This window comes from Corynebacterium marambiense, from assembly GCF_016342275.1.
Lineage (GTDB): Bacteria > Actinomycetota > Actinomycetes > Mycobacteriales > Mycobacteriaceae > Corynebacterium > Corynebacterium marambiense.
This window is the reverse complement of the sequence record NZ_JAEIOT010000007.1, coordinates 105,389-125,666: the sequence shown is the minus strand read 5'-3', so window position 1 is coordinate 125,666 and position 20,278 is coordinate 105,389. Positions and strand designations below refer to the sequence as shown.

General features: G+C 63.9%; 14 protein-coding genes and 1 pseudogene. 11 read left to right on the top strand and 4 right to left on the bottom strand.

All coding sequences use genetic code 11. The annotated features are described in order from the left end of the window. Positions 1–285 precede the first annotated feature (285 nt). The 6 genes and pseudogenes from aspA (at position 286) to JDV76_RS05645 (ending at position 6,753) form a co-directional block, all read left to right on the top strand. Positions 286–1,863 carry an aspartate ammonia-lyase gene (gene aspA / locus JDV76_RS05670; RefSeq protein WP_198735912.1) on the top strand — a complete coding sequence of 526 codons (1,578 nt, stop codon included), beginning with the start codon at positions 286–288 and terminating at the stop codon, positions 1,861–1,863. A gap of 108 nt (positions 1,864–1,971) precedes the next feature. Next, a pseudogene (locus JDV76_RS05665) lies at positions 1,972–3,270 on the top strand (anaerobic C4-dicarboxylate transporter family protein). Between the two features lie 84 nt (positions 3,271–3,354). Beyond that, the gene (locus JDV76_RS05660) at positions 3,355–4,056 is read left to right on the top strand and encodes an ABC transporter ATP-binding protein (RefSeq protein WP_198735911.1); all 702 of its coding nucleotides are present in this window, start codon (positions 3,355–3,357) and stop codon (positions 4,054–4,056) included. Next, positions 4,053–4,883 carry a hypothetical protein gene (locus JDV76_RS05655; RefSeq protein ID WP_198735910.1) on the top strand — a complete coding sequence of 277 codons (831 nt, stop codon included), beginning with the start codon at positions 4,053–4,055 and terminating at the stop codon, positions 4,881–4,883. Before JDV76_RS05660 ends, JDV76_RS05655 begins: the two co-directional genes overlap by 4 nt. Before the next feature lie 5 nt (positions 4,884–4,888). After that, complete coding sequence (locus tag JDV76_RS12890; protein ID WP_198735909.1) at positions 4,889–6,100, top strand: sensor histidine kinase; 1,212 nt, start codon at positions 4,889–4,891, stop codon at positions 6,098–6,100. After that, positions 6,097–6,753, top strand: coding sequence for a response regulator transcription factor (locus JDV76_RS05645; protein WP_198735908.1), 657 nt, complete (start codon positions 6,097–6,099; stop codon positions 6,751–6,753). The genes JDV76_RS12890 and JDV76_RS05645 overlap by 4 nt, the downstream gene beginning before the upstream one ends. On the opposite strand, the gene JDV76_RS05640 is transcribed toward JDV76_RS05645, so the two are convergent. From JDV76_RS05640 to JDV76_RS05630, 3 genes are all read right to left on the bottom strand, one after another. After that, entirely contained in the window at positions 6,754–7,614 is an 861-nt protein-coding gene (locus JDV76_RS05640) for a RecB family exonuclease (RefSeq protein WP_198735907.1), read from the bottom strand. It abuts the gene before it with no gap. Between the two features lie 102 nt (positions 7,615–7,716). After that, complete coding sequence (locus JDV76_RS05635; protein ID WP_198735906.1) at positions 7,717–8,850, bottom strand: SufD family Fe-S cluster assembly protein; 1,134 nt, start codon at positions 8,848–8,850, stop codon at positions 7,717–7,719. Between the two features lie 46 nt (positions 8,851–8,896). Beyond that, on the bottom strand, positions 8,897–9,616 hold the full coding sequence (locus tag JDV76_RS05630) for an ABC transporter ATP-binding protein (RefSeq protein ID WP_198735905.1): 720 nt from the start codon (positions 9,614–9,616) through the stop codon (positions 8,897–8,899). Positions 9,617–9,850: 234 nt separating this feature from the next. Between JDV76_RS05630 and JDV76_RS05625 the strand changes: the two genes are divergently transcribed. From JDV76_RS05625 to dop, 5 genes are all read left to right on the top strand, one after another. Further along, complete coding sequence (locus tag JDV76_RS05625; protein ID WP_198735904.1) at positions 9,851–11,839, top strand: thioredoxin domain-containing protein; 1,989 nt, start codon at positions 9,851–9,853, stop codon at positions 11,837–11,839. Positions 11,840–11,854: 15 nt separating this feature from the next. Then, the gene (locus tag JDV76_RS05620; RefSeq protein WP_198735903.1) at positions 11,855–13,117 is read left to right on the top strand and encodes a M18 family aminopeptidase; all 1,263 of its coding nucleotides are present in this window, start codon (positions 11,855–11,857) and stop codon (positions 13,115–13,117) included. Positions 13,118–13,156: 39 nt separating this feature from the next. Next, positions 13,157–13,993: a tRNA (adenine-N1)-methyltransferase gene (locus tag JDV76_RS05615; RefSeq protein ID WP_198735902.1), complete on the top strand. Its 837-nt coding sequence runs from the start codon at positions 13,157–13,159 to the stop codon at positions 13,991–13,993. 81 nt (positions 13,994–14,074) lie between these two features. Beyond that, the gene (gene arc, locus JDV76_RS05610; protein ID WP_198735901.1) at positions 14,075–15,694 is read left to right on the top strand and encodes a proteasome ATPase; all 1,620 of its coding nucleotides are present in this window, start codon (positions 14,075–14,077) and stop codon (positions 15,692–15,694) included. A gap of 39 nt (positions 15,695–15,733) precedes the next feature. Beyond that, positions 15,734–17,281 carry a depupylase/deamidase Dop gene (dop, locus tag JDV76_RS05605; protein WP_198735900.1) on the top strand — a complete coding sequence of 516 codons (1,548 nt, stop codon included), beginning with the start codon at positions 15,734–15,736 and terminating at the stop codon, positions 17,279–17,281. A 74-nt stretch (positions 17,282–17,355) separates the two neighbouring features. Here dop and JDV76_RS05600 read toward each other — a convergent pair whose 3' ends face one another. Then, positions 17,356–19,788 carry an HtaA domain-containing protein gene (locus JDV76_RS05600; protein ID WP_232958933.1) on the bottom strand — a complete coding sequence of 811 codons (2,433 nt, stop codon included), beginning with the start codon at positions 19,786–19,788 and terminating at the stop codon, positions 17,356–17,358. Positions 19,789–20,278: the final 490 nt, after the last annotated feature.

Genomic DNA, 20,278 nt, shown 5'->3' with positions numbered 1-20,278 from the left:
GGTGACCCGGTCAGGAGGAGGGGAGAACGATCTTCCACAATGAGAAATGCCTCCCCGTGGATTGGTTGGATGTCCGTCTATCATCCGAGCCAAACACCCCTGTGTCCAGATTTAACGTCTTGTACTGGGAGAATGGGGAACCCTCCGGGATATCTGGTTCTGCGGGGCCCCGTTGTGGAAGGCGGTGAAGCCACCACCGCTCGTGTGTACCGAATCGTCGTTATGCTGGGGCGGAGCGGATCTCGCCGCACCAGGAAAACGGCCGAGTAGAGAGGTGACAGGATGATGGTCAAGTCATCAAAGCGTAAGTCAGGCACCCAGAAGACGGGAAAGCGCGACGACCCCGCGGTATCCGCGGAGAAACCGGCATCCGCACCGGAACCGGAGACGCAGGTGCAGGATGGTCCCGACAGTTCCCGTTCCCGAGCGGGGTACGAGAGAAACGGAACCCGCACGGAAGTGGATCTGCTGGGGGAACTGGACGTTCCGGATGAGGCCTACTACGGTATTCACACGCTCCGTGCAATGGAGAACTTCCGGATCTCCCGGATCACGGTCAACGAAATCCCGGAGTTCATCCGTGGCATGGTCCAGGTGAAGAAGGCCAGTGCCCTGGCCAATCGCAGGCTGCACACTCTTCCCGCCGAGAAGTGCGAGGCGATCATCTGGGCGTGTGACCAGATTCTGGTCGAGGGACGGTGCATGGACCAGTTCCCGCTCGATGTCTTCCAAGGCGGTGCCGGAACCAGCCTGAACATGAACACCAATGAGGTAATCGCGAACCTGGCTCTGGAGTATCTGGGAAAGCCGAAGGGCGCCTACGACATCATCAACCCGAATGATGATGTCAACATGAGCCAATCCACCAATGACGCCTATCCGACAGGATTCCGGCTCGGTGTCCACTACGCTCTCAATGACCTGATCGATTCCTTCGATGCTCTCGAAAGTTCCTTCGCCGCGAAGGGACACGAGTTCGTGGACATCCTGAAGATGGGTCGCACACAGCTCCAGGATGCGGTACCCATGACACTCGGTGAGGAGTTTGCCGCTTTCGCCCACAATCTGTCTGAGGAGCGCGTCATCCTCCGCGATGCCTCGGAGCGTCTCCTGGAGGTCAATCTCGGGGCGACAGCCATCGGCACCGGAGTGAACACTCCAGCCGGCTACCGTCATCAGGTCACGGCTTCCCTCAGTGAAGTCACGGGGCTGGAGGTCAAGTCAGCGAAGGACCTCATTGAGGCGACGAGCGACTGCGGTGCCTATGTGCTCGCTCATGGCGCGGTGAAGCGAGCCGCGATGAAGCTGTCGAAGATTTGTAACGATCTGCGCCTGTTGTCCTCCGGTCCACGGGCCGGCCTGAACGAGATCAACCTCCCGGCCCGCCAGGCCGGTTCATCGATCATGCCTGCCAAGGTTAACCCGGTTATTCCCGAGGTCTGCAACCAGGTGTGCTTCAAGGTGTTCGGCAATGACATCACCGTTACCATGGCCGCCGAGGCCGGCCAGCTCCAGCTCAATGTCATGGAGCCGGTAATCGGGGAGTCCCTGTTCCAATCGATCCGAATCCTCCGGAACGCCGTCGAGACGCTCCGCACCAAGTGTGTCGATGGAATCTCCGCGAACGAGGACGTCTGTCGGGCTTACGTCGACAACTCGATCGGAATCGTGACCTACCTGAACCCGTTCATCGGTCACCATAATGGTGACCTCATAGGTAAGGAAGCGGCAGAAACCGGCAAGACCGTTCGCGAGCTCGTCCTGGAGAAGGGACTGATGGACGCCGAGACCCTGGATCAAGTACTGAGCAAGGAGAATCTCATGCATCCGGTCTTCCGCGGGCAGCTTCACCTCGACCGTTAGGATTCTGACCCATTCTTCGATAAGGGCCCCGCCGTTCCAGCGGGGCCCTTCCAGGTCCATGAGCAGGTCGGGGCTTCAGTTTGATCCCCACTCCGATGGTACGTCTTCTTGAATAGCCAGTTATCCAACACAGGCACAACCGCGACAATCCACCAGGAGTACAGGCCGCGATTCTCAGCCATCAGATCATCGTCCGTCATTTCCGCTATCGTATTGGAGGCACGACCGGGTCCAATCGGCATCAGTCTCACCGGTGATCGAGGTATGCTCCTGCTCGGATTCCCGGGGACAGACGTGGTCTTCGCCGCCATGCAACGGGCCGCGGGAACGGACTGGCTGGTCGACCTGGCGGAGAAACTGCTCCGCAGGAATCCCCGGTACATCACCTACCTCGCCCCGGTAGTCACCTACACGATGATTATCCTCGCCGGCACCGGGCACACAGTCTTAGCCACGACCCCAGTCATCGCGGAAGTGTCCAAGGAGGGAAGGTGCCGGCCCCGTCGTGGCCTCCCAGATGGTGGACACCACGCGTCACCGATCTCTGTAGCCTCGTGTTTTTCGCCTCGATCCTCGCGCCACACGGCATCGGGTATCTCCAGTTACTCGCGGTCGTGATCCCTGTCGACCTTGCTCGCAGTCTTCCCCACCGCGTTCGTGGCGAACCATCTCGGCCTCGACCTGGACAAGGACCCGATTTACCGCGAACGCCTCGAGAAGGGCCTGATCAGCTCACCGAAGAAACACGCAGAGAAGCAAGCGCCCGCGGCGACCAAACTCGCTGTGTGGATGTTCGTCGCAGCGATCATCCTCATCGTCGCCTACTCGACCGCGATCTCCGACCAGGTGGGCCTCATCACCGAGCCCGCACTGCCGAGGAATGAGGCGATCAAGTCCCGCATGCTCGCCTGCGCCGCAGTGATCACCATCTTCTGCCGCATCCCCGCCGACGAGATCCCCGCAACCCAGGTTTTCTGGGCCGGTATGTCGGCCTGCGTGTGTGTCATGAGGGTCGCCTTGTTTGGCACCACGTTGATCAACGCACACATCGACAGCACCCAGCAAGCGTCCGGCGATATCCTGTCCCGGACCCCCGGGTTGCTCGCGATGGTCCTCTTTTTCGCCATTGCACTGCTCTACTCCCAGGCCGCCACGGCCAATCCACACATGCCGGCGGCACCCGCCATCGGTGTTCCTCCTCTCACCGCGGTCGCATCTTTTGCCCCGTTCAGTGCACTGTTCGTACTCCCCACCTACCCGACCTTGCTCGCCGCGGTGGAGATGGACCACACCGGCTCCACGAGAATCGGAAGGTACATCGTCAATCACCCGTTCCTCATACCGGGTGCCCTCTGCATCGCATTGTCCCCGGCGTTGGTGTTCCTGTTCGGTTCGGTCGTTCTCTGATCTCGGGTCCGCCTTTTGGGGGAGGTCCGGATTTCCCCGGTCCGGTGGAGGTGCCGACCGGTGGGTGTTCCTTAGCGTCGGGGTATGACCAGTACATCGACAGACAACGAATTCCGGATACGAGGCCTCGAGGTGCGCTACGGCACAAATCGGGTCGTCCGGGACATGAGCCTGAGTGCCAAACCGGGACGTGTCACGTGTGTCCTCGGGCCCAACGGCGCAGGTAAGACGACGACGTTGCGCGCAGGCCTCGGTCTCGTCGGCCGGTACGCGGGCGAGTGCCACCGGCCGAAGCACACGAACATTCTGCTTGACGACGGCGGGCTCATCCCCGGTCTCACCGTCCGTCAGCATGTCACCGCACGGGCACTGTCCGTCGGCGTCTCGACCGGGTGCGTGGATGACCTCATCGACACCGTCGGTATGACCGATGCGGCGGCAATGAAGATCGGGAAGTGCTCGATGGGGATGAAGCGTCGTACGGCGCTGGCTGCGGCACTGGCGGGAGATCCGCAACTGGTTGTACTGGACGAGCCGTCGGCGGGTCTCGATCCGGAGGGGATCAGATGGCTCGGAACCCTGCTGCGCAATCTCGCCCAGCGGGGGGTCGCGGTTCTCATGGCAACCCATCACCTCGCGGAGGCGGCGGGGATGACCGATGACGTCGCCGTCATCTGCGGTGGCACGCTACGGTTCTCCGGCTCACTCAAGGAGATGACGTCGGGCACCACGACCGGGAGCCTCGACGACGCGTACTTCGCACTGATCGGGGGAGAGGCCCGATGAACACCCTGCGTGCACAGCTCTACACGGCGACGAGACTGACTTCCGTGCGCGCATCCAGCGCGCTCACACTCCTCGCCATCGTCCTCAGTTGCGCGGCGACCTGGGCGCTGCCGGTGTTGCTGACCCACCTCGATCTCGGTGCTGCGGTCCAGGATGAACGGGTCGCAGCAGCGCTGGCGGCGGCCAGTCCCGCGTCGAGTCAGCTCCAGCGCGGTGCCTTCGATGTCTTCGCCTCGACCAGCTCTGACGTACTCACCCTGCCGCAGCTCACCGTCATCATCAGCGGCATCCTCATCGGAACCACGATGATCCGGCACGGAGCGGTGTGTTGGCAGATCATCGACTCGTCCCGTACCCGGGTCAGCGCATCGATTCTGTGCACCTCGGCGATCGTCGCCGCTGTCCCCGCCGCCATCGGTGCACTTCTATGCTGGCCGGTATCGCTGATCGCGATGATGCTCCATGATGTAGACTTCGCCGTCGATGTTCCTGATCTCCTTCTGCTGCAGGTACGAGGGATCGTCGTGCTGACGCTGGTGGCTGTTCTGTGCGCGGGACTGGGCCTGGTTTTCCGTAGCCTCGGCGGGACGGCGGCGGCTGTCGCGGCGGTCGCCGTGGTCGAGTTCCTCGTCACGGCTGTGTCGGCGCTCGCGGGGCTGGGGCCACGGGCGGCCGGCTGGCTTCCACTGCAGTCAGCCAGGATGGCAATCGGGCTGTCGGATCCAACCGGAGATTTCCCTTCCTGGGCGGGCCTGGGCAGTGTCCTGGGGTGGACGGTCCTCGTCGTGGGTCTCGGCGTGGTCCGGTTCCACCGATACAATCTCTAGTCACCATGACCGATACTAAACCGGGCCCCCACCCGGCCTGCCCCATCACACGCACCGACGTCTTCGTCGCCACGGGAACCACCGCAATCGGCTTGGCGGGGGTGCTGATGACGTCCCTGTCCCCACCGCTCGGGATCCCGTTCACGACGCCGTCCTCCGGGCTGCGGATGCTGATCGCGCTGTTGTTCGCCGGTCAGGGACTTGTTCTGCTGGTCCGCCGCCAGCGACCGGTGGGTGTGCTGTGGGCGTGCAGTGCCCTCGACATCACCGCCGATATCCTGCACGCGATGATGGAACCAGACGCCACCAGGGCGAACTCCATCGCTCTTCTCGTCGCCCTCTACACACTGTTCCGGGAGCGGGATCTCGACCGGCGCAGTCTGATCAACGGGTCGACGGCGTTCCTGATCGCCCTCACGGTACAGATCGTCACCGCGCCGCCTGTCGTGGGCGGTGCCGCATTCAACGCCATTTCCGTGACGGGTGCCGTGGTTACGGTGGTGCTCATGGTAGTGGCCGCCTACATCCTCCGGCACCGGGACCTGTACACGGAAGTCCTCCGGGAGCGTGCGGAGCTGACGGACAGTCGCCGTATCGCCCTCGGCGAGGCTGCCGCAGCCGAGGAGCGGACCCGTATCGCCCGCGAACTGCACGACACTACCGCGCATCATCTGTCCGCCATCGCCGTTCAGGCGACCGCGGCACGCGCGGTCATCGACACCGATCCAGCCGCGGCCAAAGAAATACTCCGGAGCATCTCGTCGAGTGCCTCGGCGGCACTCGACGATGTCCGGGAGACCGTCGGGCATCTCCGCGCCAACGCTGACGAACGGGACGGGGTCGGCGATCTTCCGGGCGGCACCGGGGACCTGACCGCGGCCGATCTGATCGAGGCAGGCAGGAGAGCGGGCATGGACATCACCGCGACACTCGTCCCCGAGGGGTTGCTGCCGTCGGGTGGAGCACGGAGAGCGATCCACCGTGTACTGCAGGAGGCGCTGACCAACGCCAGGCGTCACGCCCCGGGATATCCGGTCACCGTGGGGATGACGGAGAGACAGTTGAGCGTGCGAACGTCGGGGAATGTCGCCGACGCCCCTCCAGGCACCGGGAGCATCGGCATGTCGGAACGAGCCGCCGCCATCGGTGCGCGATTGCGGAACGGCTGTGATGCGCAAGGGTGGATCGTTGAACTCGATTGGGGGGAGGCACCGTGATCAGGGTCGTCGTTGCCGATGATGAGGCACTCATCCGCGCGGGACTGTCCACGATTCTCGGTGCCGCCGGTGATATCGAGGTCGTCGGTGTGGCTGCATCCGGCAGCGCGGCAGTCGCCCAGGCGCGAGCCCTTCGGCCCGATGTGGTGTGCATGGACATCAGGATGCCGGACGGGGACGGACTGTGGGCGACGGCGGAGATCACGTCCCTCGCCGAACCGACACCCGCGGTACTGGTGGTGACCACCTTCGACCACGATGAGTACGTGTTCGGGGCTCTCGAGTCCGGGGCCTGCGGTGTCGTGCTCAAGGACAGTCCCATGGATGTGCTGGTCGCGGGTGTGCGGCGCGCAGCTCGTGGCGAGGGACTCGTCGATGCGCCGTTGACGAGGCGGGTCATCGGGGAATTCGCCAACCGGCGCACCCGGTCCGCGCCCGGCGCCGGGCCGCTCGTGGCCCCGCTGACCCCGAGAGAGATCGACTGCGTGCGTGAACTGTGCCGGGGACAGAGCAACAACGGCATCGCGGACACCCTGTTTCTTGAGCCGTCCACGGTGAAGACGCACCTCTCCAACGCCATGTCCAAGACCGGGGCACGGGGTCGGGTCCAGCTCGTGATCTGGGCGTTCCGGTCCGGCCTGGTCGATATCTGATCAGGAGCCCGCGGTGACCTGACCGTCGGTGGTGCTCCCGGGCCACCCCGGATATTCGGGCGGAGTACCGCCGAAGGCCGGGCACAACGCTTGATGAGAACACCAGCCACAGAGCTTGGAGGTCTTCGGCCGGAAGTTCCCGCTCCGCCCATCCGCCTCGATCTTCGCCCACAGATCCCCCAGATCACGTTCAAAGTACTCCAATTCCTCCACCGAGGGGGTGAGGAACATCGAGTCGGTAACCTTGAGGTACATCAGTCTGAGCTGTGCGGGAAGCACCTTGTGCAGCCGCCAGTAGACCAGGGCGTAGAACCGCATCTGGAACGTGGCTTGCTGACTGAACCGGGGGATGGGCTTCTTGCCGGTCTTGTAATCGACGACCCTGATGCGGCCGTCCGGGGCCTCGTCGACGCGGTCGATGAACCCGCGGACCGGCACCCCGTTGGGGAGCACGGACTCCACATACATCTCGCATGCCTTGGCCGTGAAGCCCTGGGGGTTCTCCATTTCGAAGTAGCCGCGCAGCAGGGCACGGCACTCGACGAGGAAGTCGTAGCGGGCGTCCTCGGGGACAAGCTCGTCGAGCTCATCGTCGGCGGCGCACATCGCCGCCCAGGTGGGTTTGAGGCGTTTGACCGCCGCCGGGTAGGTGCGCCGCTCCGGCGCCCACGTGTGCATCTGCTCGAGCACATCGTGAACGAGTGTTCCCTTGACCTGAGCGACGGTCTTCGGTTCGGGAATACGGTCAATGGCCCGCAGCCGGTAGAGCAGCGGGCACTGCTGGTAGTCGCTCGCCCGGGAAGGGGACAGCGCGAGGGGACGGGGCCGGGTGGACGGGCTGGTCGTTACCGGTGAGGTCATGGGACATCACGTTACCGCGCACCCCGGACGCAGCCGTCCCAGGGTGCGCAGTCTGTTGTGGACCCCTGACGGAGGGGCCCGTCCTATCCACAACTGGTATCCCTAAAGCTCAGCCTCCCGAGCTGCGGTGACCAGCCCCTCGACGGTGGCGCGCAGGGAATCGGGGACAGACTGCTCGGTGAGATCGAGGAACCCCCGGACGATGAGGTCGCGGGCGGTGTCCTCGTCGAGTCCGAGCGCCATGAGGTAATCGAGCCGGTCACCGTCGATCATGCCGACGGACGCCTCGTGGCTCAACTGCGCCTCGTCGACACGCGCCTTCAACGCGGGGACCGAGTCAATGTATCCGGTGTCCCTCAGCATGAGACCATCACACTCCAGGAATCCGGAGCACCCGCGTCCGACGCCGACGAGCGTGGTGTCGTTGGAGATCTCCCCACCGTCGGAAACCATGCGGGACACCTGTTCGGCACGTGACCCCGCTCCGAGGAGACGAATCTCGGTCCTCATCTCGCGGTGGGTGTCGGCCGGGGCGAACACCACCGAGTGGCTGGTGTCGGTTGCCCCGTCGTCAAGTTCGACGGTGGAGTGCGCGACGTGGTTGCGGAGCCCGGAGACCGCGACGGAAACGGAACTGTTCACGGCGTCGCGGGCGATGCGAGTTCCGGACCAGGAGTGGACGTCCATCTGGGAGCCCCACCGTTCGACATCGAGGGAGCGGAGTCGGGCGCCTTCACCGATGAATGTCTCCGAAACAGAGACGTGGCGACCGTGGGTCATTTTCGGGGTGACACCGGAACCACTGATGTGGTCGACCCGGGCACCAGCTCCGATGACGGTCAGATCGTGGACGAATTGTCTTTCCTGGGGCACGGTCATGAACGAGAAGTTCTGCAGTGGCCCGTCGAGGATCGCGCCGTCGTGGACCCAGGTGAACGTGCCCAGCGGCCGATCCTGGGATTCGAAGGCACGCCGCAGGACGTCATCGGAGAGTGGGTCGATGAGCGAGAACATGAGCTGCTGCACCCAGGGGTAGGTGACGACCGCATCCGAGAGCGGCATAATTTCGACCTGCCCGTCGTGGGTGACGATGCGTTCGAAGTGATGGTCGACCATCAACGAGGTGCCCGCGCAGGACTCCTCGTCGCGCCAACCGAGATCGGTGAGCAGCCCGGGCGTCACGCTGGCGCTGCCGAGACCGGGTACCGGGGTGACTGCGGGAACGGTGGATGTCATTGGGAATCAGTCCTTGGTTTCGTCGGTGGGTGGAAAATACCCGGGATCAGGCTGCCCAGCCGTCGGTACGGACACGGGCAAGCATGTCGCGGGCGTCGCCACTGTCGGTGAGGCGTCCGCCGGACATGAGGTGTGCGATGGGGGAATCGAGGTGGTCGAGGATGAACCCGGTGTGTGTGACGACCAGCGAGCTCCGGGCCGTTCCATCGGGGCACGGGGTCTGCAGCAGGTCCGCGAGTGCGCGCCCCACCACAGAGACGTGTTCCATGTCGACACCTGACTCCGGTTCGTCCAGCAGGCACATGGTCGGCTGCTGGAGCCGGAGTTTGAGCATCTCGAAACGGCGCATCTCACCGCCAGAGAATCCGCAGTGGACGTCCCGGTCCAGGAAGTCGGAGAGATTGAGTTCCTCGGCGAGCCGGGGCAACCGGTCACCGGCGTGGATCGCCTGAGCGAGTTTGCTCACCGTGATTCCGTGGAGTTTGGGTGGATGCTGCACCGCGAGACCGAGTCCCGCTCGGGCGCGTTCATCAACGGAAAGCTCCGTGATGTCCTGTCCGTTCAGGAGTATCCGCCCACGGGTGACCTGGAATGGTCCGGTGCCCATGATCGCGTTCAGCAGTGATGATTTCCCGGAGCCGTTCGCTCCGATGAGAACATGGTTCTCTCCGTGGTTGACGGTCAGTGTGATGTCGCGGCAGACGATCGTGTCATCGACGGAGACGGTGACGTCGTCCAGTGCGAGCAGCGGGGTGGTGGTGTCCATGGTCGATCCTTCTCCCTGGCGTGGTCGGTCCTCCCCGCGGGGCCTCCGACCTGCGGGAGGTGGTATTCCACCCCAATTCTACGGATAAATCTGAACACCATTCATAATCTCCAAAGGGTGACCTCCGTCATGACATCTGAGCTGGGGTGATCGTCCGTTCCACTGTTCGAGGGAACCCGATCCGGGGGTGGTCACACCGCAGGGACGTACCAGGGGAGCGTGCACAATGGGGGAATGGGTAACCGACTTTCCGGCAGTGACAGCACCTACCTCCGGCAGCACGCCGACGACCCCGTCGACTGGTGGACGTTCGGCCCGGAGGCCTTCGCCGAAGCCTCCCATCGCGATGTCCCGGTACTGGTCTCCATCGGGTACGCGGCGTGCCACTGGTGCCATGTAATGGCCCGGGAGTCCTTCTCGAATCCGGACATCGCGGCACTACTCAACGAGCATGTGGTCTGCGTGAAGGTGGACCGGGAACAGCACCCCGACGTTGACGCGCTCTACATGCAGGCCACCATCGCGTTGTCCGGCCATGGTGGATGGCCGATGACCGTCTTCACCGATCCCAAGGGACGACCGTTCTACGCCGACACCTATGTCCCTCCGGAGGACCGGCCGGGGCGCCCCGGCCTGCCCCGTCTGATCCGCGCCGTGGACGAAACCTGGCGCAACCGCCGTAGTGAGATCGCCGACATGGGGGAGAAGGTTCGCGAGATGATGGCCCTGCACTCCGCCCCCGTCCGCCCGGTCCCGACCGTCGACAAGGTCTTCGACCGGGTGACGTCCGCACTCCAGGACTCCGAGGACCCGGTGCACGGTGGTTTCGGCGGTGCCCCGAAGTTCCCGCCGTCCGCCACACTCCTGGGGCTCACCAGGCGGGCGGAACGGACTGGAGACGACCGTGTGCACGCGCTCGTCGGAAGGACCATTGAATCCATGGTCCGCGGCGGGATCTTCGACCAGATCGGAGGGGGTTTCGCCCGATACACAGTGGATGCGGCGTGGCGGACCCCGCACTTCGAGAAGATGCTCGACGACAACGCGCTCCTGCTCCGGGCGCTCGTGGCGCATGCCCACGCAACGGGTGATCCCCTGGCAACTCGGGCCGCAGATGACACCGCACGGTTCCTGCTCACCTCACTGCGTCGTCGGGACGGACTGTTCGCCACCTCCCTGGACGCCGACACCGACGGAGTCGAGGGCGCAACCTACCGTTACACCCGGAACAGAGTCTCTGCCGCACTAGGGGACTCCGACGACGCCAACTGGATCGCCACCTTATTCGGTATCAGCAATAATGATGATGCCGAAGGCGGCTCCGTCCCCACCTTGTCGCGTGATCCAGACGACATGCCCCGCTTCCTCCGCATCCGCGAACAGCTCGCCGCCGCCCGGGCGAGAGACCCGCAACCCGGGCGGGATGACACCGCAACCACAACAGGTACCGCGATGGCCGCGGTCGCCCTCAGTGAGGCGGCGGAACTTCTGCCGGGAGCTGGGAACGATACATTCCGTGACGCGGCCGTGCACGCTATCCTCGGGTTGGACAGGCTGCACCGGACTACCGACGGTGGTTTTCTCCGAGTCAGTGGCGGAGAATCCGCATCACTCGCAGACCTCGCGTGGCTGGCCCTGGCGTCGACCCGAACAGCCTCCGCAGCCACCTGCACCGGGGATGAGGCACTCACGGAAGACTGCCTCCGGATTCTCCGGGACGCCCTCAATCAGATCGAACGTCGCCATGCGGACCCGGACAACCCAGGCACCTATTTCGACAGCGGCAGTCCCATCCCGGTGCTCGGACTGCGCGCCCGGGATCCTTTCGACACCTCTGCCCCCGCCGGAGTCGCGGTGGCGGGGGAAGCCTTCTTCACCGGGTCGATGGTCATCGGTGCCACCGGGGACGCGGACACCGCCGAGCGGTGGGCAAGCCGTGGACGGGAGATCCTCGCGGTCCATGGGGAGGTCGCCGGCGCGTGCCCCCTCCAGGCCGGCGGGTGGCTTAGTCTCGGTGAACTCGCGGCATCCGGCCCAACCCGCGCGGTGGTCATGTCACCGACGGTGGAGGCGCTCTCCCGGCTCCGCCGACAACTCGATTCCGCAGCGATCATCCTCGGTACAGGCCCGTCAGGTATCCGGGTCGACGGCCCGCACCCGGGTCGTGGCACGCATGTGCAGATCTGTCGGGACGGGGTGTGTGGCCGGACCGTTGGCCTGTGATGGTTGGATGGAAACATGAGCAGCTTCAGCGACTTTATCCACGCCTCCCCGAGTTCCTATCACGCAGCGGACCAGGTGCGCCGCGAGCTTCTCGCCGCGGGATTCACGGAACAGGATGAGACGGATACCTGGGACGCGACACCAGGCGGCCATCTCCTGGTCCGGGGTGGCGCTGTGTTGGCCTGGTACATCCCCCGGGAAGCGGGCCCCGACTCAGGTTTCCGGATCGTCGGCGCCCACACCGATTCACCCGGACTGAAGCTCAAGTCCCTTCCGGACGCCGGAACCGCGGGCTGGCGGCAGGCCGCCTGCGAGGTCTACGGCGGCCCAATCCTGTCGACGCTGTTCGACCGCGAACTCCGGCTCGCCGGTCGGGTCATCACCGTGGACGGGACACAGCACCTCGTGGACACGGGCCCGCTACTCCGTGTCCCGAATCTCGCGATCCATCTCGATCCGAAGGTGAACCAGGGCTTCGAGTACGACCGGCAGCGCCACCTCTATCCGGTCCTCGGCACAGGTGACCCCCGGGAGACCGTGCTCGAGACCGTCGCCCGTCTAGCGGGAATCGACGACGACATCATCGCCCACGACCTCATCACCTGCGACACGCAGGCCCCGGAGCTCTTCGGTGCCGAGCTGGACCTTCTGGCGGCGCCCCGCCTGGATAATCTTTCCAGCGTCTGGCCCGCGACCACCGCATTGAACACAGCCGTGCGGGACGGGGGCGCGGACGCCCAGAGAGACATCCTCGTCCTCGCGGCCTTCGACTACGAGGAGGTTGGATCCGGTGCCGTCACCGGGGCGGCCGGACCGATCCTGCAGAACGTCCTCGATCGCACTGCTGAGGCCCTAGGTGCCCGGGGGATCGACGGCCGGGCCCGGATGTACGCCCGCTCATCGTGCATCTCTGCCGATGCCGCGCACTCGGTCCACCCGAACTTCGCCGAACGGCACGATCCCGTCAACCGTCCACTTGCCGGATTTGGCCCAGCGCTGAAGGTCAACGCGAAGCAGCGGTATGCCACCGACGCCGAATCCGCAGCCCTGTGGCACCGGCTGTGTTCCACCGTCGGTGCCCCCAACCAGGTGTTCGTTTCCGGTAACCACGTACCCTGTGGAACGACCATCGGTCCGATCACTGCGACTCGCCTCGGCATCACCACGCTTGATGTTGGCGTTCCCATCCTCTCCATGCACTCCGCACGCGAGATGGCCTCCGCCCGCGACGTCGACACGCTGGCTCAAATCCTCGGCACCTACTACGCCGGCGTCTAACCCGAACCGCCCACGACGAGATACGAACGAGAGACACTCATGGCTTATTCCGGCCCCTTCCAGGCGGGCGACCGCGTCCAGCTCACCGATGCGAAACGCCGTCACTTCACAATCGTGCTCAAGGAAGGGCAGAGCTTCTTCACCCACAAGGGGGGCATCGCACACGATGACATCATCGGCCAGCACGAAGGTACCGTGGTGGAATCCTCCCAGGGCGGTCTATACCTCTGTTTCCGCCATCTGATGGTGGACCACGTTCTGTCCATGCCTCGCGGCGCAGCAGTCATCTACCCGAAGGATTCAGCCCAGATCCTCATCGAGGGCGACATCTTCCCGGGCGCGCGCGTACTCGAAGCCGGTGCAGGTTCCGGAGCTCTCTCCATGACACTGCTCCGTGCCATCGGTGAGTCCGGTGAACTGATCTCCTATGAGATCCGGCAGGATCACCTCAACTACGCGGAGGCGAACGTCGATGAATTCTTCGGGGGGAGACCCTCCAACTGGTCTCCTCGTCTGGGCGACCTTAAAGAGGTCACGGTGGACGACATCGGAAGTCCCGTCGACCGCATCATCCTCGACATGCTGGAGCCTTGGGAATGTCTCGACGCGGTACGAGGACTTCTTCTTCCGGGAGGAGTATTCATGACATACGTGGCCACCGTCCCGCAGTTGATGAAGGTCATGGAGGGTATCCGCGAACTGGGGTGCTTCACTGAACCCCGCGCCTGGGAATCCCTCGTCCGGGAGTGGAAGGTCGAGGGACTGGCCACCCGCCCCGAGCACAGGATGAACGCCCACACCGCATTCCTGGTCTGGGCGCGGCGCCTGGCGGACGGCACGGTCGCACCCCGGCCGCAGCGACGCGCCCGGAAATGACGGTGCCGGAATACACCGCACGTCAAGATAAGTCAGCCTGACCTCAAACTCACCGGTCTACGTGGTCTACATTGGAGTTCCATGAGCACCTCCGCCGACACCCCCGATTCGGACAACGCCGCCCCCAAAGCTCCCGGGCGAACGATTCCCGCGCCGCAGTCCGCAGCTGATGTGAACCGGGACCTCACGACGCAGCTGCGCCGCGCCCACCGGGACAACCGCGAACTGGCAAGCCGCAACACCAAGCTCGTCGAGCTGCTCACCGCGGCCCGACGCAAGTTGGCAACCCTCAACGAGCAGCTGGAACAACTCGCGGCCCCGCCGTCCACGTACGGCACCTATCTCGAACCGACTCCGGGACTCGAGGAGACATGTGCCGAGGTCTTCACGTCGAACAGGCGTATGCGGTTGGCGGTGAGCCCTCTGATCGAGCGCTCTGAGCTCGTCCCCGGAGCACGGGTACGACTCGGGGAGGGAGCCCAGGTCGTCGAGGTGTGCGGCTTCGACGACTCCGGGGAGATGGCGAGCGTCACCGAAGTGCTGGACGACAACCGCGCCCTCGTCGTCGACACCACCGGCGAAGAGTATCTCGTCCGGCTCGCCGGCCCACTCCTGAGCGGTGAGAAGCCGCCGCGCCCGGGCGACACGCTGCTCGTTGACCCCCGAGCAGGCTACGCATTCGAGGTGATCCCCAAGACCGAGGTCGCGCGACTCGCGCTCGAGGAGGTGCCAGACGTCACCTGGTCGGATATCGGAGGACTCGACGACCAGATCATGCGGATCAGGGATGCCGTGGAACTCCCGTTCACCCATCCCGAGCTCTACCGCGCATATAATCTCCGAGCCCCGAAGGGGGTCCTGCTCTATGGTCCGCCTGGCTGCGGAAAAACCCTCATCGCCAAGGCGGTCGCGAATTCGCTGTCGGAACGAATCGGCGACGGATCCCGGTCCTACTTCATCAATGTGAAGGGACCCGAACTCCTGAACAAGTACGTCGGAGAATCGGAGCGCCAGATCCGGCTCATCTTCGAACGTGCCCGGGAACTCGCGGGTGAGGGACGACCCGTCATCGTCTTCTTCGACGAAATGGAGTCCATCTTCCGCACCCGAGGAACTGGCGTGTCCTCCGACATGGAGACCACGGTTGTCCCGCAGCTGCTGGCCGAGCTCGACGGCGTCGAAAGCCTGTCCAACGTCATCGTCATCGGCGCGACGAACCGTGAGGAACTCATCGACCCCGCTATCCTCCGCCCGGGTCGGCTCGACGTCAAGATCCGAGTGCGCCGCCCCGACAGGTCCGGTTCCCGAGAGATCTTCCACCGGATTCTCCACGACAACATCCCCATCGCCGGGGATCCGGAGGCACTCATCGACAACGCCGCAGAGTACCTATTCCGCCCGCGTCCCTTCGTGGAACTCACGTACCTCGACCGCAGTACCCAGGTTCTCCACTACCATGACTTCGTCTCCGGGGCGATGATCGCAAACATCGTCGACCGGGCAAAGAAGGAAGCCATCAAGGACCACCTCTCCGGTCGGACGAACGGAATCACAGACGAGCATCTCGCCCGGGCCATCGACGCCGAGAATGCGGAGAACGAGGATCTCCCGAACACCTCGAATCCGGACGCATGGTCCCGGATCACCGGCCGCCCGGGAAGCCGGGTCACCTGTGTCCGCATCCTTGAGACGGGCGCCTGATCCGATCGTCTGCCCGCCACGCGAGAAAGAAGCACGACAATGACCCGTTTCATCGGTTCCGAAACCGAGTACGGTATCTCCACCCCAGAGGACCCGACGGCAAGTCCGATCGTCACCTCCACGCACACCGTACTGGCCTACGCCGTCGCCACCGGCGCCTCACTCCGCCGCACCCGCTGGAACTTCGGGGAGGAATCCCCCCTCCGGGATGCCCGGGGCTTCGATCTCCGCAGGTTCCGCACCGCACCGGTCATCGATCCCAACACCGTCGGGGTCGCCAACGTGATCACCTCATCCGGTGCCCGGTTCTACGTCGATCACGCCCACCCCGAATACTCCGCTCCGGAGACCTCCGATGCGATGCAGGCGATGATCTACGACGCCGCCGGCGACCTCGTGATGAACCGAGCTGTCGATGCGGTCAAGCAGTACACAGCCCGTGGCGAGAGCGTCATTGAGGGACAGCCCCCGTGCCCAGCACTCAAGGTGTACAAGAACAACGTCGACGGCAAGGGCGCGAGTTACGGAAGTCATGAGAACTACCGCTGGAACCGGTCGACCGACTTCGACGTCCTGACCCGAGCGATCATCCCGTTCTTCGTCACTCGGCAGGTGCTGATCGGCGCTGGCCGCGTCGGGCTGGGGGAGCGTGGTGAGTTGCCGGGGTTCCAGATCAGCCAGCGCGCAGACTACATCGAACAGCCCGTCTCGCTGGAGACGACCCTCAACAGGGGAATCGTCAACACTCGCGACGAGCCGCACGCCGACGCCGACCGATGGGGCCGCCTGCATGTCATCATCGGTGACGCCAACATGTCGCAGACGGCGAACCTCCTCAAGTTCGGCCTGACCTCGCTGGTTCTCGACGCAATTGAGGCCGGGGAGGAGTTCTCGGATCTCGAACTCGCGGACCCCGTGGCCGCGGTGAAGCAGGTGTCCCGGGATCTCGACTGTCGTTGTCCCCTCCGTCTCACGGACGGCCGTGAGCTGCGGGCAACCGAGATTCTCCGGGAGTATCTCTCGCGGTGCAGTGCCAACGACGACACCGACCACCTGGTGCTGAGGATAGCGGGTGAGCTTCTTGACGATCTCGAGATTGACCCCTTACGCACTGCGGACAGACTCGACTGGACGGCGAAATGGTCCCTCGTTCGCCGTTTCACCGACCGTGGTCTCGACGTTGGACATCCAAAGATCGCATTGGTCGACCTCCAGTACGCGGACATTGATCCGGAGCGAGGTCTTCATCATGCGCTGGTCCGACGCGGTAGTATGCGGAGGCTGGTCGATCCCGCGGTGATCGACGCCGCGGCACTCACGCCCCCGGATGACACCCGCGCGTTCTTTCGCGGTGAAATCATGCGTCGCTGGCCTGACCAGGTTCTTGCGGCGAGCTGGGACACCGTGGTCGTCAACGGGGATCGGGTTACCGGCCACCACCGGCTGCGGATGCCCGAACTAGACTGTCTGACCCGGGACAACTGCGGCGACCTCTTCGACCTGGCAGCTGACGCCGCTGATCTTCTCCGGCTCGTGGATGAGCGCAACCTGGCGCCGGTTGATCTCATCGGCGGCCCCGGCCGCTGACACGTGCAGGCAGCAGCATGACGAAGACCCCGCACCCGGTGACATACCTGGTGCGGGGTCTTAATCAGTTCTCGCTATCGGTGAAGAATGGTCGTGTTGATGAAGTGGAACAGACCCGCGATCAGGGCCAGGATTCCACCGAACGACACCAGCGCCAGCAGGCTGCCGCCCTTGAACTCGCCGGAAAGACCAGAGAAGATGTTCTTACCGTTGCTACCCGACGGCGAAGGCATTGGGGTGGACGTCGGAGCTGGGGTGGACGTCGGAGCCGGGGTCGACGTCGGAGCTGGGGTCGACGTCGAGGTCGGAGTGGTTTCGGCTTCGGTGACCTTCACCGTCAGATCGACGGTATCCTCGCTGCCGTCCTTGAACATGACCTTCACTGAAACAGTGATCTCGCTACTCGGTGCATCCGCGGCGGCGGCGTAGGTGACAGCACCAGTGTTTTCGTCAATCGATGCGCCATCCACGGCTTCGATGAGGCTGAACACGGTTCCCTCAGGCGCTGCCGCAGCCTCGCGATCGGTGGTCGTCGTCTCATCGAAGACCACCTTGTCGGAGGTGACGGACTCACCGGCCGTTACCTCCAGGGTGTTCTTCTCGAGGTAGGCATCCACGGACTCAGCGGTGGTCGTCGAATCAGTGTTCTCCGGGGTGTGGCCCATGTTCACAACGTCGATATCGGGGTTGTACTGGCCATCGGCGCCGGGGAGCTCAAGGCGCTGGAGACCCGCGTAGTCGGTGTAGTTAACCTCACGCCGGTCGACGATGAAAACATCGTCGCCGACCATGATCGTTGCGAGCGGCAGGTTCTTCTCGGCACCCTTCATGTTGCCGGAGAGCGACGCCTCCTGGAGGACGGCACCCGTCGACGGGTCGACGACCATGAAGTAGTTCTGCGCGGACGAGACCAGCGCCCGGCCCTGCGAGTTGAAGGTCATGCCTGCGATGGAGACGAGCTTCTCCGGCTGTGCGGCATGGTACGGCATGGTGAACTTGCCGTTCTCGTACTTCAGGAACGCCACATTGGAGTTGCTGTAGTCGTTGTAGATACCGATGTTCGTGCCATCGGTGGCGATGCCACGGAAGCTGTGGCTGTGGTCCTTGTTGGCCGGGGCGAAAGCCTCGACAAGAGCGGCCTTCGCACCGCCGGCTGCCGGGGTGATGTGCACCGGGAGTGCGCCCGGAACCGTTCCGTCGGTTCTGGGGACGCCGTGGTCGTAGACGTAAAGGTAGGTGCCGTCATTGAGGGCGCGGAGACCTGAGGTCGCGCCGAATATGTAAGGGGACCCGTAGACCTCGTTGTAGTGCGCCTCGGTGTCCACATCCGGGTAGAGCTCGGTCTCGTTCGGGAGTTCTACGGTGGTCTTGCTGCCGTCGACGGAGATCGTTGTGAAACGGGCGGGGTAGTCGTCGACAGAGTCCTCGATCTTGGGCAGCAGGTGCAGGACACCGAGGGTCCCGTCGGACGAGTCCCGCGAGAAACCGGAGACGGTGCCCTCGACGGTGGCGACCTCCGTGGCTGTGCCGATACCGGAGGCGGTCACAGGAGCACTGTGGATGACTGCTATAGCGGGTTCCTGCTTCGGTTCCACCCAGTAGAGGGTGTCCGTCGCAGTGTCGAAGGCGGTATCGGTCGCGTCGTTGGTCACGAACTCGAAGGGGTCTGAGACCGTATCCAGGTTGTGCGATACGACGACGCCCTTACCCGCACCGTACTTGTTGGTCACGTAGAGTACCGAACCGTCAGACAGTGCGTAGAGCCGTTCGGAGCCACCGGCCTCGACCGGAAGCTGAATGCTCTCGGCGAGGGAGTATCCGTTCACACCGGACGTACTCAGTTCGGTCTTACCCGGATAGGAGAAGGCCAGGGAGCTGATGTAGGGGTTCGAGGTATAGAAGTTGGAGAAGGCCTTCTGTCCATCCTCAAGCAGGGACCCTGCCACGCTCTTCCACGTGGTGGTGTCGGTCTGGTTGTTGTACCGGCCCGCCTTGAAATCGAGGGTCGCGAAGGCAACCTCCTTGACCCCCAACCATTCACCGGTGAGGTAGACCCGCGAGTTGACGGTTGCGTAGAGGGTTCCGGTTCCCTTGGCGGCGTCAAAGACGATCTTCGGGTCGGCGACGGTCAGGTCCAGCTGGCAACCGCCGCGCACGGGCTCGTCGCCCTCGCAGTACTTCATGTAGTTGACCGTTCCGCCGTACTGGACGACGGTGTTGCCGTCGGTATCAGTCGCGGTGGACTTATAGGGCCACAGGAACGTTCCGTCGACGAGTTCCGCACCATCGAGGAAGTGGGTTGCTCCACCGGTGTAGTTGTTGAAGGAGTCTCGGATCTCCCACTCAAGGGCGGGCGTTGAGTCCTCGAATTTCTGGGTGACGCCGGGGCGGGGAACGATACCGATGGTGTCGTCGACGCCTGCGATGGCGGGGGTTGCGATACCTAAGCTCACCGATACGGCGGTGACGGCGGCAAGGCCTATGCGGGTGAGGCGGCGTGAGGTCATTCTGGGCACTGATGGGGTCCTTAAGGGATCTTGTGTTCGGAGTCGGTCACCGGTGGGGTCATGGTCCGATGTTGCGGGGGTGATCGCACCGGCGAATGGTGGCAACAGTAACAGAGGTTAGGCACTCCTCACTATCATTTTTGCAGCCAGCTAAATGTTGGGAGCGCGTCAAATGACACTGTCGATACCTTCCGCTGATCGCCGCAGAAACCTCCAGGTGAGGGCCAGGAACTGGATTAGGTAGTGGTCCATCCACCGAACGAATGATCTTTGCGTCCTGCCTCTACTCAACAAGCCAATGTCCAGTGGGAACCCGCGGCGAACGCGGAACTTACCCCCGGAAATACGCCGGGGGTAAGAGCATCGACCTCGGACGTGCGGTCGTTATCCAGAACCGCTCCGATCGGATACACCGGTTTAGTGGCGATGAACGAGGGGATAGACCACATCCCGACCACCGGGAGGGCGTCACCTCACTCCGTTCAGCACT